Raw genomic sequence first — 13,591 nt, 5'->3', positions numbered from 1 at the left:
CGCGGCGAGGCGCAGCCCCGGGTCGTGCGGTGCGGAGCAGAGCGCGACCAGGCGGTCCGCGGCCGCGGCACCGGCCGCCGGACGCAGGCGCGCGAAGAGGCCGAGGGCCTCGGCGAGGGCCGGGCGGACGCGCTCCTCCTCTTCCTCGTCGAGCCGCCCCGTCAACAGGCCGAGCACCCGATCCGGTTCGTCGAGGAAGACCGGCACGGCCGTCGCCGCCGCCCGGCGCACCTCCGGGTCCCGGTCCCCGGCCAGCTCGGCGAAGACCGCGGCACCGGCCCGTACCGCGGTGCGGGCCATCGCGTAGTTGTCGTCGGCGGGATCCGCCCCTTCGAGCGGCCCCTCCCCGGGGGGATCCGTGTCCGCGAGGGGCTGTTCGTGGGGAGCCGCGCCTCCGCCGATACTGACGAGCAGTTCCACGATGCCGCTCCGGTCGGGGAGTTCAGACCGGGTGACGAGCGCGAACAGGAAGGGGACGCACGCGAGGGTCGAGTCGTACACGTCGCCCTGGTGGTGCACGGCCCCGTACATTCCGTCGAGCGCTCTCTCACGCTCCTGAGGGCTGGGCGAGGCCAGCCCCCGCAGCAGCCGGGGTACTTCCTCCGCGCTTCCATAGGCATGCTCCATCGAGGCCCAGTCGACCTCGTCGATCCCCGTGAACACGGCGTCCTCCCCGGACATTCGGCAACTGATCGTGAGTGTGCACCACGGCACTGACAGTCGGCGTCCGGCCGCCAGGACCCGGTTTGCGTCCGTCCCGGCCCGGTCGGGTCCCGTCCCGCCCCCGCTGCCGGCCGGGCTCCCTAGACTGGGGCGGTTCACATGGCGGCCGGGGCGGTTCGCGCGAAACGATCCCGGCGAGGGGGAGGAATCACGGTGGCGACAGAGGTCGGCGGCTTCGACGATCCGTCCGCCGAGGTGCTGGCGGAGGCGGCCGCGGCCTTCGGTCTGCTCGCGTCGTCGGCACGGCTGCACATCGTGTGGGCGCTGGCGCAGGGCGAGAGCGACGTGACCGGGCTCGCCGAGCGTGTCGGCGGGGCGTTGCCCGCGGTGAGCCAGCACCTCACCAAGCTGAAGCTCGCCGGCCTCGTACGGTCCCGGCGCGAGGGCCGGCGCCAGGTCTACTTCGTCGACGACCCGGACGTGGTGACCGTGGTACGCCTCATGGTCGGACAACTGACGGACCGGGCCGATCGAGCCGACCGGGCCGACCGGGCCGACCGGGCCGATCGAGCCGACCGGTCCGGGCTGCCCGCGCAGGGCGCGGGGCGGCTGCGCGGCTTCGGCGCCTGAGAGGTGCCGCGACTGTCCAGCATGTCCAGCAGGTTCCGTGCGTCCGGCACGTCGAGTTCACCCTGTTCCCGGAGCCCTGCGAGCCCGCAGAGCCCGGACAGTCCGACCTCGCTCCAGGTCCTGCGGCGTCTGGACAGTGGTCCGCGCGGCCGCACCGAGACGGAGGCCGCGGAACGGCTGCTCGGCTTCGGCGCGCACACCGTCGCTCGTCGCGGTCAGTTGCGTGCTGCGGGCGTCCGACGAGCATCGGGCCGACCGGTCCCTGGCCGGACCGCGCCGGCTGGTCGCCGACACCTCGACCGTGGTCCGGCGCGCCGACGCCGACGCCGACGGGCCGGCGACGGTCCGGTACATCCCGGTCGCCGAGCTGGTGCCCGGTGATGTCGTACGGCTGGGACCGGGCGACCTGGTCCCGGCCGACGTAGGGCTGCTGCGCGCGAGCGGGCTGAGTGTGCGTCAGTCGGCGCTGACCGGTGAGTCGGCGGCCGTCACCAAGAACGCGGCCGACAAGCCGGAACCCTCGTATGAGGGCGACCATGAGGGCGACCACAAGGGGAACCACCAGGGAGACCGCGAGGGGGGACTTCGCGCAGCGGCAGCTCTGCTTCCAGGGCAGCAGCGTGGGGACGGGCAGCGGGACGGCGGTCGTGCCGGCGACCGGAGCGCGGCACAACGGGCCGAGGCCCTCCGGCCCGAACCATGGTTGTACAGTCCCGCAAAGTGGCAATCTTCTGGGGTGGCGACCCGCGGGACGCTTCCTCGACCGATGCGAGGAAGGGCGGGCGCACGATGCTCCGCAACGGACTGGAACCCTGGCACCTGCTGATCGTGGGGATCGTGCTCATCGTACTGTTCGGCTCGAAGAAGCTGCCGGACACCGCCCGCGCGCTCGGCAAGTCCATGCGCATCCTCAAGAGCGAGGCCAAGGCGATGAAGGACGAGAATCCCGCGGCCACCACCGAGCCGGGCACCCACGGCGGCACCACCGTGGACGCCCTCCGCGACACCGCCGGGCAGGACGCCCCGCGCACGACGGCCGACGTTCCCGGCACCGCGCGCTGACACTCCCGGCGTCCGTACCGGGTCGGCACGCACGGCCGCCCGGTACGGACATCGCTCGGGACTCAGTCCTCCTCGCCCTCCCCGTCCTCGTCGTCGTCGCCCTCGAAGAAGTCGCCCACCTCGTCGACGACCTCGGCCGCGACCAGGCCGCCCACCACGCCCACCGCGAGTCCCGCCGCGCCGGCCGCGATCGCGGTCCCCACACCGGGTCCGGAGTGGCGGCCCTCGTGCCCACCGTGGCCGGGCGCGTGCCCGTACGCGCTCCCGGCGGCGTACGGATCGCCGTGGCCGTACGAGGCGTGCGAGCCGTACGACGCCCGGTGCTCGACCAACTCCCTTATCCAGCCCTCGACTTCGCTGTTCCAGTCGAGCGTGTGCGCGTCCTGATGGCTCACCGTGAAACGGGTGAGGGCGTCGTGCCCGGACTCGAACAGTCCGCCGCGCTTGTCAGCCTCCAGCACGACCTCCATGCCGGCCGGCGTGGCGAGGAAGGTCAGCTCGATCTCGTTCACCGCGTGCGCGTACCGCGGCGCCGGGGCCAGCTCGATCTCCTGGTAGAAGGGCAACCGCTGCCCCGTGCCTCCGATGTGGCCGTACTCGAGGTCGGCCGACCGGAAGCCGAACCCCAGCTGTCCCAGCGCCTCCAGAACCGCTTCCTGGACCGGCAGCGGCCGAACGGTGAGCGGATCGAGGTCTCCCCTGTCCCTCGCGCCGGCCACGGCGAGCTCGGTCCGCACCCCGAGCACGATGCCCAGCGGCTGCCCGTACAACTCACTGACCGGCGTCTCCCACGGCAGCGGCACACTGAACGGGATGCTGCGCCGCTCCTCCTGCGCCAGGCGGAAACCGCCGCCGACGGTGAACCGCTCGAAGACGACGCCGCCTTCGCTCTCCCCGTCCTCGTGCTCCGCCTCGACCCGGGCGATCAGATCGAGCCCGATGTGCTCGATCTCCGCGTCCGCGCCGCCGCCCTGGAGATGGACCTGTCCCGACAGGATTCCGCCCGGCGCCACCGCGCCGCCGTCGAGAACCGTGTCCACCGAGGGGCCGCCTGCGCCCATCGCCCCGAGCAGCCTCTTGAACACCATGCCGCTGTGGCTCCTTCACTGATCGCACTCGTCGTTCCGAACCGGCCCGACGCTCGCGCGCCGGGCCGGTCTCGTCAGAACTGACGGTGCGGGCGGAGAAGTTCCCAGGTCACCTGGACGGAGGCGGCGGTCACGACAGCTCGCGGCCGAAGCAGCGTTCCAGTTCGTCCAGGTCGTAGAACGAGCTGCCCTTCCGCACGGGCTCACAGCCACGCTTGAACGCGGTCTCCTTCTCGTTGTAGAGCATCCGCACCAGATAGGTGTTCCCCTTGCGGAACACGTCCCACTGGATGTTCGCGGCCATCGGAGCCACCGACCCGCCCCGCCAGGAGTTGTCCGCGTAGGTGTAGGGACGGCTCTCCGTCACCGGCCCGGCGCTGCCCGGCAGCCGCATCAGCGCGGCGAGCGGGATGATCTCCTCGGCGTGGGTGAAGCGCAGCTCCGCGCCCAGGTCGCTGGTTCCCGCGCGCTTGGCCTCGACCTTCTCGAAGAAGTCGTCGAGCAGGACGTCCGCCATCCTGTACGTGATGTCGCTGTCGGCGAAACCGGGACCCTTCTCGTAGAAGTCCTCGGCGTCGCCGAGGTAGGCGAACCAGGCGGCGTCGCGCGGGGCGAGGTAGCGCTCCAGGTGCCAGTCGCCCTCGTCGCTCATGGCCGGGGCGATGCTGTACAGGTTGTAGACCGCCTGCGCCGCGTCCACTTCGGAGCCGATCGAGGAGAACTCGCCCGCCGTGATGCGCCGGACGAAGGCCGGGGTGAAGATCTTCTTCAGGATGCCGCGGGCCGCGCGACGGGTGGCGGGCTGTTCGGTGATGTTCCTGAGCGTGGTGGCCAGTCGCTGGTCGTTCGCTAGGTAGTCACGATAGGCGGCGCCCCCGGCGGACTTGTGGAAGTACAGGAGGTCGGCGTCGGCCCGCGCCGGGCCGATGAGGGGGCCGAGCGCGGGGTCGGTGTCGGCGAGGGCGGAGGCGAAGAGCCGGCCGCTGTCGACAGCGCGGCCCTGGCCCGAACTCACGACGTCGATCGGTTCGCCGTCCCGGGCGATCCGCGCGAACAGTCCGGGCAGCCGCCGCTCCATACGGACCGCGGTGCCCTGGATCTCCCGCTGTCCCCGGCCGCTGAGACTGCCGTACCCGACCTTCTCCATCGCGGCGGTCAGGGACCGTACCTGGGGACCGAACTCCGCGCCGGCGCGCGTGAGTTCACCCTCGTTCGCGGCCATGTCCCACAGGTGCAGGATCAACTCCCCGTCCTCACCGCTCGTCGCCGCGCGGGAGCCGTGCCGGGACACGTTCTCCGTGAACACCGGGGCGAAGCCCTTCGGTGCCCGCTGATACGAACGGGCGTCCTGCTGCGGGGTGTACGGCGTCTTCGGCCCGTAGGAACCGGCGGGTCCTCCCGTCGCTGCCGCCGGGAGGGCGCAGGGGAGGAGGGCGAAGAGCGCGAGGACCAGGGCGGGGGCGGCCGGGATGCGTTTCATGGGGTGGTCGATTCCTCCGGAGCGGGCTCGGGCGGTCGGCCGCATCGTCGCCGGAAGACGTGAACGCCCGGTGACCGGGGCGTGGCGACGGGTGCCCGGCCGGTGCGGGAGCCGGCTGGTACGGGAGCCCACGGGCGGTCCCGCACCGGCCGGGCACGTCGCGTCACCCGGCGGACGGCCGAGTCGACTACGAACCGGACGGCGAACCGGACGTCGGACTCGACGGCGCACCGTCGTGCGGCGGTTGGGTCTTTCCCTCCCGTGTCCGCGGGTGTCCGCGACGGCCGAGGGCGGGCAGCGCGGGCGTGGCGAGGAAGCCCTCCGCGCGGGCTGTGGCGATCCCGATGCGGGGCAGGTCGCTGCTCTTCTCGAACAGCAGGTAGCGGGGTTCCCAGACCGGCCGGTACTTGGCGTTGGCCCGGTAGAGGGACTCGAGCTGCCACCAGCGGGAGAGGAAGGTCAGCACGGTGCACCACAGCCGGAGCACGGGCCCGGCGCCGAGCCGCGAACCCCGGTCGAAGACCGCCCGGAACATGGCGAAGTTCAGCGACAGCCGCTGTACCCCGAACTCCCGCGCACTCAGGAGAAGTTCGATGACCATGAACTCCATCAGCCCGTTCTCGGAGTCCCGGTCACGGCGCATCAGGTCGAGTGACAGCCCTCTCTCGCCCCAGGGCACGAAACTCAGCACCGCCCGCGGCTCGGCCCGGCTGTCGTGGCACTCCAGCATGACGCAGCGGCCGTCGCCCGGGTCGCCGAGCCGTCCCAGCGCCATGGAGAAGCCGCGTTCGGTCTCGCCGTCCCGCCAGTGGTCCGCCTTGTCGATCAGGGTGGCCATCTCGGCCTCGGGAATGTCCGCGTGGCGGCGGATGCGGACCGTGTACCCGGCCCGGCGAATCCGGTTGTGCGCCTGACGCACTCCGCGCATCGCACGTCCTTCGAGGGTGAAGTCCGCGCGCTCCACGATGGCTTCGTCGCCGAGTTCGAGGGCGTCGAGGCCGTGCCGGGCGTAGATGGTACCGGCCTCCTCACCGGCGCCCATCACAGCCGGTGTCCACGCGTGCCGGCGTGCCTCGCGCAGCCACTCCTCGATCGCGCCGGGCCAGGCCTCCGGGTCACCGATCGGGTCGCCCGAGGCCAGGGTCACTCCGCCGATGACGCGGTAGGCGATCGCCGCCTTGCCGCTCGGCGACCACATGACGGCCTTGTCGCGGCGCAGCGAGAAATAGCCCAGCGAGTCCCGCTCGCCGTGCTTGGCCAGGAGCGCGCGCAGACGCTTCTCGTCGTCCTCGCCGAGGAGTTCACTGCCGCGAGGGGCGCGGAAGCACGCGTAGAGAACGAGCAGGAAGGTGGCGGCGATCAGGACGTTGATGAGGACGTCCACCCAGCCGGGCGCGACGACGGAGTCGAGACGGTCGGCGAGCGGGCCGACGCTGACCCCGCGCAGCAGGGTGTACGCGATCCGGTCGCTCAGCGGCGCCCCGGACACCTTGTTGGTGGCGCTCACCAGCAGGGTCCCGAGGGTGCCGCTCACGAGGACGCCGCCGGCGCCGACGGCCAGCGCCAGCCGGGGGTTGGAGCGGTCCCCGACGGCCCGGAACTCGGAGCGCCCGAGCAGCAGCGCGAGCACGAACAGTCCGGTGAACAGAGTCGAGAACCAGTTGAAACCGTGGCGTCGGTAGGGGGCCTGGGTCAGCGCCAGGACGTACAGCCCGAAGAGCGGTCCCGCCAGCAGCATGTTGAAGATCCACGCGGCCCGCTTGCGGCGCCTCATCACCAGGGCGAGGAACAGCGCCAGGGCCGCCGAGATCAATCCGGCGGTGGCCAGGTACGGAGTGAAGAACTGACCCGCGTTGTGCTCGTGCACCTCCTGGCGGAACGGCAGGGAGACGACTGCCACCAGGTTGAGCAGCGCGAGCAGCCGCAGATACCAGACGGTGGCCGCGGCGGCCCGCAGCCGCAGTCGTGGCCCCGCGCCGCCGGCGGACCCTTCGGCGGGAGCGGTCCGCCGTGATGTCGAGTTCCGCTGTCCGGGGACGAGCGCTGGCTGTTGTGCAGACACGGTGCAGCATCACCTTGGCATGAGGGGGTGGGAAGAAAGCCGTGGGGACGGGCCGGGCGAACCTGTGCGTTTCCTGGGAATCGCAGAGCGGGGGAAACCCTACATCCCGTAAGGAAAGGTGAGTTGTGTCCAAGGTGAGGATCGCCGTCGGAGATCTTGACGACCAGCCGCCGGCGGGCCCCGCACGGTAAGAATGCCTGGTCCGCGCGGTGTCGCGGGGTAAGGAAGCGGTAAGAATCGAAGCGCGATCGACGAGCCGCCGGCCGGCCGCCTCGGCCGCCCCGGCCGCGCTCGGGCGGCTACTTTTTCGCGCTGCCCGGTGTGAAGGCCCGCTCGGACCGGTTCGGCCGTTCCGTCCCGGAGGACCGAACGGGCTCCGGCCCGTCCAGGCGCCCGAGCAGGAAAGGGATCAACCCTCGCTCCAGAAGGGCCTGTTGCCAGTCCAGATGGGCCTGTCTCGCCTCGGCGCCACCGGGCTCACGGTCTGTTGGCGCGGGACGGCGGCGGGTCGCCAGCGACCAGACCAGATCGCCCAGCGCCGCCCCCGCCGTCACGGCGGCCAGGATCACCACCACCATGATCAGGCCGTCGTTGAGATGGGGGCGTACGTCCAGGGCGTGCAGGTCGAACCCGCTCAGGACGTAGACGCCGGCGGCGACGACGCCGAGGCTGGGCAGGAGCAGCGCGGACACGGAGACGGAGCTCTCCCGCGTACACACGACGGTTTCTGATGGACTGTCATGTCGGCCCGGGTGCGGCAGGTGGCCGGTCGGGGCCCGCAGTCCGAGGTAGCGGCCGTACTCGGCGGCCGCGGTCCGGGAGAGGGCGGCGCGCGCCATCAGCGCCTCGCCGCGCAGGCGCTCGCGCGTGTCCGCGCCGCCGGAGTGCTCTATCGCTGCCATGATCTGGGGGGATCGCAGAGCCCGGTCCAGGACCCGCTCGAAGGAGCCGTCACCCGTCGCCGTCTGATCGGCGTCACGTTCCTTCACAGGGGTCCCCCGAGACGTAAGAGGCTCATGACGAACTCATGATGACGCAAACCCTACAGTATGTAGGGTTTGCGTTTACCGTAGGCCCGTAGGCCCGTAGGCCCGTAGGCCACGACGCGCCCCTTGTCTCGTTACCGCTCCTGCGGGTGTCACACCACCCCGTCCCACCCGGTCTATTCCGGTGTCGAACAACGGACTGAGGGAACCATGCGCGAGATGGTGATCGTCGGTGGCGGCAACGCGGGTTTCTGCACCGCGTGGAGCCTGGAGAAGGCCCTGCATACGGGTGAGGTGCGGGTGGCGGTCGTCGACCCGCGTCCCTCTATGACGTACCAGCCGTTCCTTCCGGAGGTGACGGCCCGCCCCGACCTTCGCGTGGGTACGGCCGACGAACCCGTGCCGGGCGTGGTGGCGACACTGGGCCTGGGACGCGGAATCTTTCAGTACAGGAGCATCGTCATCAAGGGATTTCCCGCCTGGCTGATGCAGCGCGGAAACCACGTCCTGGCCGTGCCCACCTGGGAGCGGAAGGTCCGGGTGCTCGCCGTCCGGCTCACCGCCGCGTTGTTCGGCCGCGATCTCGTCTCCCTCGCCTCCGTTCAGCACCGACGGGACGCGTTCCTCGCGAGTGGCGGGCCGCGGCGCTCCGGCGGAGGAGCCGGGTGAGCGACAGGGCGCACGGCCATGTGAGCGGGCCTGAGCATGCGGCCGGTGCCCGGCGGCAGGAAAGCGTCTACCCCTCTGGAGGGCACCTTGGACGCGAGTGAGGAGGCCGCGCGCGGCCTGAACGACATCGAGAACTTCCTGTACCGGGAGTCCCATCTGCGCGCGGCCCACCGGCGCGCGGCGGATTTCACCGCACGCGTACCCGGCCTGACCCGGCAGCAGAGGACCGAGATCGAGGAGTGGTACGTCGAGGAGCAGCAGCACGTCGCCCGGATGGTGACCGAGCACCTCGCCGACAGCATCAGCATGGTGGAGAAGCGGCACCACATCCGCTTCGGGCGATGGCTCCGGGGAACGCTGGCCGCGATGGCTCTCATCACCGCGATGATGGTCGTGGTCAGCGTCGCGCTGGTCGTCGGGGCGTCGGCCTGAGACCCGACAGGATGGCGGACGGTCAGAGCCGGCCGTCGCTCCGCGCTGACGGACCCTCCGGCCGGCCGGGGCAGCCGGGCGGGCGGTTCCAGGGGCGGAGCTTGTCGGGGTTGAGGACGATCGAGACGCATGTGATGCGCCGGCCGGTGAGGGTGAGGCTGATGACGGCGGCGACCTGGTGGTCGTAGCGGGCCACCAGGCCCGTGCGGCCGTTGACCGAGTGGGCGGTCAGCGTGGTGCGCGGGTGCAGGGCCAGGAGGGTCAGCAGGCTCGCCGCGACCTGCCGTCTGCCGTGCACGGGCCTGGCCAGTGCGCGGACCTTGCCGCCCCCGTCGAAGAGCGCCGTGGCGTCCGGGGCGAGGAGTGAGACGAGCAGTCCGGCGTCCTGCGCCGCACAGGCCTCACGGACCGCTCGGGCGAGGACGTCGTGCCGGCTCGCCGTGACGGGCCGCGGTGGTTGTGGGCGAACGCCGTGACGTGCGTGGTCGACGAGGAGCGTGGCCGCGGGATGTTCGGCATTCCGAAGCCGGTCCGCGGAACCCGCGATGACGTGGGCGTCGTCCAGCGGGCCGGGTCCGGTGAGCCGGCCGAGACAGATACCGCCCGCGGTCCTCGCCAGCCAGGACCGGGGCACTTCGATACGGCCCCGCGCCGCGTCCGGCAGCCCGTACCACCGGCGATACGTCTCGTCGACCACACGCTCCGCCGCACCGGCGCCGCCCAGCATCCAGCAGGCCACGTCCAGCAGATAGCGGCGCTCGTCCAGCAACTCCGCGAGTGGCACCGCAGCGACACGATCCATACGGCATTCTCCCTCACGGACGGCCGCGTCACACGGCCGTACAGAAATTCTCCTCGCGGTTCCGGAGGCCTTGAGCGGTATCGCCGGCCCGACAGTACGAGGCCGGTACGTACACGCCCGTGCCCGGACAGTGATTTCGGCGTCCGGCAGTGAAGTCCTGGCGAATGAGACGCCGTTTCCCCTTTCTCGTCCCACTCATTCAGACCGGGCAGGCACGGCTCCTGTGACATGGGCCGGGGCGTCACATCGACACTTCTGGGCCGGTCATAGGAGTGGGGGCGGCCCGAGTTCCTGTCGGTCGATCGCGATGTTCCCGAACGATGTGCGGGGGGTGGCGGAGGCATGAGCGGCGGGAGCCAGCAACAGCCTGTGGGGCGAGGTCCCGCGGGGGAGAGGGTCGCCGACCGGGCCTCCGGGCGCCTGGGTGTGCGGGGGCGGGTCAGGGAGAGCGCGCGAAGAGCGTTCCCGGACCACTGGTCGTTCATGCTGGGCGAGATATGCCTCTACAGCTTTCTCGTCATCGTCGTCACCGGCGTGTATCTCACGTTGTTCTTCCATCCGTCGATGAAGGAAGTGACGTATCAGGGCAGTTACGCCCCGCTGCGGGGACAGTCGGTGTCGGAGGCATTCGACTCGACCCTGCACCTATCCTTCGACGTACGGGGTGGCCTGCTCATCCGGCAGGTCCACCACTGGGCGGCGCTGGTCTTCGTCGCCGCGATGCTGGTCCACATTGTTGCGCGTGTTCTTCACCGGAGCGTTCCGAAAGCCTCGTGAGCTCAACTGGGTTTTCGGCTTCCTGCTGTTGGTCCTGCGAATGTTCGCGGGCCTGACGGGGTACGACCTTCCGGACGACCTGCTGTCAGGGACGTTGTGACAGCGTTCATTCCGTCTGTCCCGTGGCCCGGCTACGACGTCAGCGTGATGGTCGTCGGCGTCCCCCGCCAGGCCATCTTCGTGTAGGGGCACAGTGAATCGGCCTTCGCCAGCAGCGGAGCGGCCGCCTCGGGGTCGATGCCGGGCCACCTCACGACGAGGTCGACGCACAGCAGGTGGCCGACGTCCCCCGGGTCCCGCCCGAGCGCGACGGTCGCCTCCACGGAGATCACGGCGGGGTCGAAGGCCGCATGGCGTGCCACCAGGCTGAGCGCGCCGTGGAAGCTGGCGGCGAAACCTGCGGCGAACAACTGCTCGGGATTCGTTCCCCGGCCGTCTCCTCCCAGTTCGGCGGGCATACCGAGGCCGAGATCCAGGACGCCGTCGGCCGAGAGCGCCCTTCCCGAGGCCCGCCCGTGACGTGCTGTCCCCCCGCTCACGGTCACCGTCGTGCGGTAGAGGGGAACGAAGGACTCCGCGTCGAAGTCCTTGGCGGTGGACGGCGGAGGCAACCGGATCCCGTCGGTCACCGCACGGCTCCGGCACCGGCACCGGCTCCGGCGCGGGCGCGGGCGCTGTCGCCGGCCACCGCCGGCCGCGGGGTCGGCACCGCCGTGGGAGGGCGGGAGCATGCCGGGACCACCTCAGGCCGGCAGCCCATGCGGGAGGACCGGCGGTGGGCGGAGCCCAGCGAGCCGGATGTACCAAGTGCCATGTGTCCCGCGCCTTTGTGTCATGGGCAAGCCCCCGGTCTCGGACAGCTGGTTGACCGACCGGCCGCCCCGGTTGTGACAGCCGGGGCCGTGCTTGCGACCGCCGCGGGCCCGTACCCCGGTGCCCTGTGTCTCCACGCCTGTCGGGCACCACCGCACAGTCCGGGCCGGAAGGACCGTCAGGCACTCAACGATGCCGCGTAGGGTCCGAGTTTGTCGGGGTTCATGACCCATAGGATGCGTTCGATGCCGCGTTCGGAGGCGTCCACGGAGAGCAGGACGACCGGGTTTCCGTGGGACGTGACGAGGACGGCGGGGCTGCCGTTGCTCTCGACCCAGCGGATGTCCGTCTCGGGCCAGAACCGTGGGGCGAAGGCGACGAGGTACTTGGATACGTGGGGGCGGCCGACGACCGGGATCCTGGACGCGCCGCGGATGCCTCCGCCGTCGGAGTAGCTGACGACGTCGGCGCTGAGTACTTCTTCGAGCGCTGACAGGCTGCCTGTCTGTGCGGCGACGAGGAAGACTTCCAGGAGTCGGCGGTGATCGTCGGGGCTGACGGGTTCTCTGCGCTCGGCCGACAGGTGTTTGCGGGCGCGGCTGACGAGCTGGCGCGCATTGGGTTCGCTGGTTTCCAGGATGTCGGCGATCTGTCCGTAGGGGTAGTCGAAGGCTTCCCGCAGGACGTAGGCGGCCCGTTCCACCGGGTTCAGTTTCTCCAGGATGAACAGGACGGCGAGGTCGAGTGCTTCCGCCCGTTCCGCGCCCAGTTGCGGGTCGACGCTGGTGTCGACGGGCTCGGGGAGCCAGGGTCCGATGTAGGTCTCACGCCGGACTCTGGCGGACTGTGCGAGGTTGATGGCCAGGCGGGCGGTGACCGTGGCCAGGAACGCCGCGGGTTCGCGAATGTCGGTGCGGTCGGTGCCCTGCCACCGCAGCCATGCCTCCTGGACGATGTCCTCGGCCTCCACGGCGCTGCCGAGCACGCGGTAGGCGATACCGAAGAGCTGGGGACGGGCCGCGACGAAATCCCTCGTTGCCTGGTCGAGGGAGCCTGCGTCATCCCCGGCGGACATGGATCTCCTTCAGGTCTGGGTCCCCCATTTTACCGGCCGTATGCGCGGGACGCGTGGTGAGGACACGCGTCCCGCCCCGCCGTGCACGCCTCGTGTTGTGCTCTCCCTCGGACCCGTGCACGCTTGATCAGCGACGGACACCGTCGCCGCGGGCCAGCACGGAGCGCGGGCCAGCACGGAGGGAGCCGTAGTGTCGAACAACGACTCGTCGGGCGAGACGTCGGACCGGCCGCGTTCCGAGGTGTGGAAGACGGCGGTGACAGTCCTGCAGGACGTCGAACCGCCCCACATCCCCGAGGGCGCCGCGGGGATGACGATCCTCGTCCAGTGGCCCCCCGGTGACCCCGGTACCCCTCCGCACCGCCACTCGGGACCGGCCTTCGGCTACGTGCTCGAGGGCGAGGTGCGCTTCGAGCTCGAAGGCGAACCGGAACGCGTCGTCAAGGCCGGCGAGACGTTCTGGGAGCCGGGCGGTGACGTCATCCACTATCAGGACGGAAACGCCCGTACGGACGCGCCGTGCCGGTTCGTCGTGACCATGCTCTGCGCACCGGGCACGCCGATGCTCACGCTGGTCGACGAGGAGGAGCTGGCGCGGCGGACCCATCTGCGTGCTCCGCGCCCAGGAGGCTGATCCGCGGCGGCGCGGAGGTTCACCCGTACGCCGTCGGACACGAGTTCGAGGGCCCAGCCCGGGTCAGTTGCTCGAGTGCGCTCTCGGTGGCGGCGTAATGGGCCCCGCCGGCCAGAGGACGGTGCCCGCAGGTGCTGGAGACGTCGACGAGGGAACCCGAGGAGTCGCGCAGGTGCGGCAGAGCGGCGTGGGCGAGCATGCTCGGGGCAGTCACGTTGAGGTCGAACAGCCTGGCGATGACCGACCGGTCACTCTCCGCGAGCGGCATCACGGCCGTGGCGCCGGCGTTGTTCAGAGAAGTCGGGCGAGTGTCCGACGACGCGTGTGCCGTCGAGCGAGAAGGCAGGTTCGTGCCGGACGTCGTCGGCGCGGGGGTGGGGGGGGGGGGGGGCGGGGGGGCCGCGGGGGGGGGGGGGCC

Annotated in this window: 12 protein-coding genes and 4 pseudogenes; 7 read left to right on the top strand and 9 right to left on the bottom strand. The window is 71.1% G+C overall.

What is annotated here, in order from left to right; genetic code table 11:
• Positions 1-300: pseudogene (locus tag ABZV34_RS19990) on the bottom strand (HEAT repeat domain-containing protein); the annotation flags it as partial.
• Between the two features lie 576 nt (positions 301-876).
• Here ABZV34_RS19990 and ABZV34_RS19985 point away from each other — a divergent pair.
• From ABZV34_RS19985 to tatA, 3 genes and pseudogenes are all read left to right on the top strand, one after another.
• Positions 877-1,293: a metalloregulator ArsR/SmtB family transcription factor gene (locus tag ABZV34_RS19985; RefSeq protein ID WP_356278036.1), complete on the top strand. Its 417-nt coding sequence runs from the start codon at positions 877-879 to the stop codon at positions 1,291-1,293.
• 21 nt (positions 1,294-1,314) lie between these two features.
• Positions 1,315-1,958, top strand: a pseudogene (locus ABZV34_RS19980) (magnesium-translocating P-type ATPase); the annotation flags it as partial.
• A 124-nt stretch (positions 1,959-2,082) separates the two neighbouring features.
• Positions 2,083-2,355, top strand: a complete 273-nt coding sequence (tatA, locus tag ABZV34_RS19975; protein ID WP_356278304.1) for a Sec-independent protein translocase subunit TatA — start codon at positions 2,083-2,085, stop codon at positions 2,353-2,355.
• Positions 2,356-2,417: 62 nt separating this feature from the next.
• Here tatA and ABZV34_RS19970 read toward each other — a convergent pair whose 3' ends face one another.
• The 4 genes from ABZV34_RS19970 to ABZV34_RS19955 all read right to left on the bottom strand — a co-directional run bounded on the left by ABZV34_RS19970 (position 2,418) and on the right by ABZV34_RS19955 (position 7,974).
• Positions 2,418-3,443: a sporulation protein gene (locus tag ABZV34_RS19970; protein ID WP_356278033.1), complete on the bottom strand. Its 1,026-nt coding sequence runs from the start codon at positions 3,441-3,443 to the stop codon at positions 2,418-2,420.
• Positions 3,444-3,573: 130 nt separating this feature from the next.
• On the bottom strand, positions 3,574-4,923 hold the full coding sequence (locus ABZV34_RS19965) for a histidine-type phosphatase (protein ID WP_356278030.1): 1,350 nt from the start codon (positions 4,921-4,923) through the stop codon (positions 3,574-3,576).
• A 187-nt stretch (positions 4,924-5,110) separates the two neighbouring features.
• Entirely contained in the window at positions 5,111-6,886 is a 1,776-nt protein-coding gene (locus ABZV34_RS19960; protein ID WP_356278302.1) for a phosphatidylglycerol lysyltransferase domain-containing protein, read from the bottom strand.
• 398 nt (positions 6,887-7,284) lie between these two features.
• Positions 7,285-7,974, bottom strand: a complete 690-nt coding sequence (locus tag ABZV34_RS19955) for a hypothetical protein (RefSeq protein WP_356278027.1) — start codon at positions 7,972-7,974, stop codon at positions 7,285-7,287.
• Between the two features lie 402 nt (positions 7,975-8,376).
• On the opposite strand from ABZV34_RS19955, the pseudogene ABZV34_RS19950 reads away from it, so the two are divergent.
• Both ABZV34_RS19950 and ABZV34_RS19945 read left to right on the top strand, forming a co-directional pair.
• Positions 8,377-8,640 (top strand): annotated as a pseudogene (locus tag ABZV34_RS19950) (NAD(P)/FAD-dependent oxidoreductase); the annotation flags it as partial.
• A gap of 87 nt (positions 8,641-8,727) precedes the next feature.
• Positions 8,728-9,072: a hypothetical protein gene (locus ABZV34_RS19945; RefSeq protein ID WP_356278024.1), complete on the top strand. Its 345-nt coding sequence runs from the start codon at positions 8,728-8,730 to the stop codon at positions 9,070-9,072.
• A gap of 22 nt (positions 9,073-9,094) precedes the next feature.
• On the opposite strand, the gene ABZV34_RS19940 is transcribed toward ABZV34_RS19945, so the two are convergent.
• On the bottom strand, positions 9,095-9,874 hold the full coding sequence (locus tag ABZV34_RS19940) for an RNA polymerase subunit sigma (protein ID WP_356278021.1): 780 nt from the start codon (positions 9,872-9,874) through the stop codon (positions 9,095-9,097).
• A gap of 342 nt (positions 9,875-10,216) precedes the next feature.
• Here ABZV34_RS19940 and ABZV34_RS19935 point away from each other — a divergent pair.
• Positions 10,217-10,745: pseudogene (locus tag ABZV34_RS19935) on the top strand (cytochrome b N-terminal domain-containing protein); the annotation flags it as partial.
• 37 nt (positions 10,746-10,782) lie between these two features.
• On the opposite strand, the gene ABZV34_RS19930 reads toward ABZV34_RS19935, so the two are convergent.
• Positions 10,783-11,196, bottom strand: a complete 414-nt coding sequence (locus ABZV34_RS19930) for an Ohr family peroxiredoxin (RefSeq protein WP_356278299.1) — start codon at positions 11,194-11,196, stop codon at positions 10,783-10,785.
• Positions 11,197-11,642: 446 nt separating this feature from the next.
• Positions 11,643-12,539, bottom strand: coding sequence for an RNA polymerase sigma-70 factor (locus tag ABZV34_RS19925; RefSeq protein WP_356278018.1), 897 nt, complete (start codon positions 12,537-12,539; stop codon positions 11,643-11,645).
• 241 nt (positions 12,540-12,780) lie between these two features.
• Here ABZV34_RS19925 and ABZV34_RS19920 point away from each other — a divergent pair, with 241 nt between their 5' ends.
• On the top strand, positions 12,781-13,173 hold the full coding sequence (locus tag ABZV34_RS19920) for a cupin domain-containing protein (protein WP_356278296.1): 393 nt from the start codon (positions 12,781-12,783) through the stop codon (positions 13,171-13,173).
• A 19-nt stretch (positions 13,174-13,192) separates the two neighbouring features.
• On the opposite strand, the gene ABZV34_RS19915 is transcribed toward ABZV34_RS19920, so the two are convergent.
• Entirely contained in the window at positions 13,193-13,441 is a 249-nt protein-coding gene (locus ABZV34_RS19915; RefSeq protein ID WP_356278016.1) for an SDR family oxidoreductase, read from the bottom strand.
• Positions 13,442-13,591: the final 150 nt, after the last annotated feature.

The organism is Streptomyces sp. NPDC005195 (assembly GCF_040608315.1).
Lineage (GTDB): Bacteria > Actinomycetota > Actinomycetes > Streptomycetales > Streptomycetaceae > Streptomyces > Streptomyces kaempferi.
This window is presented reverse-complemented; position numbering and strand designations above follow the sequence as displayed.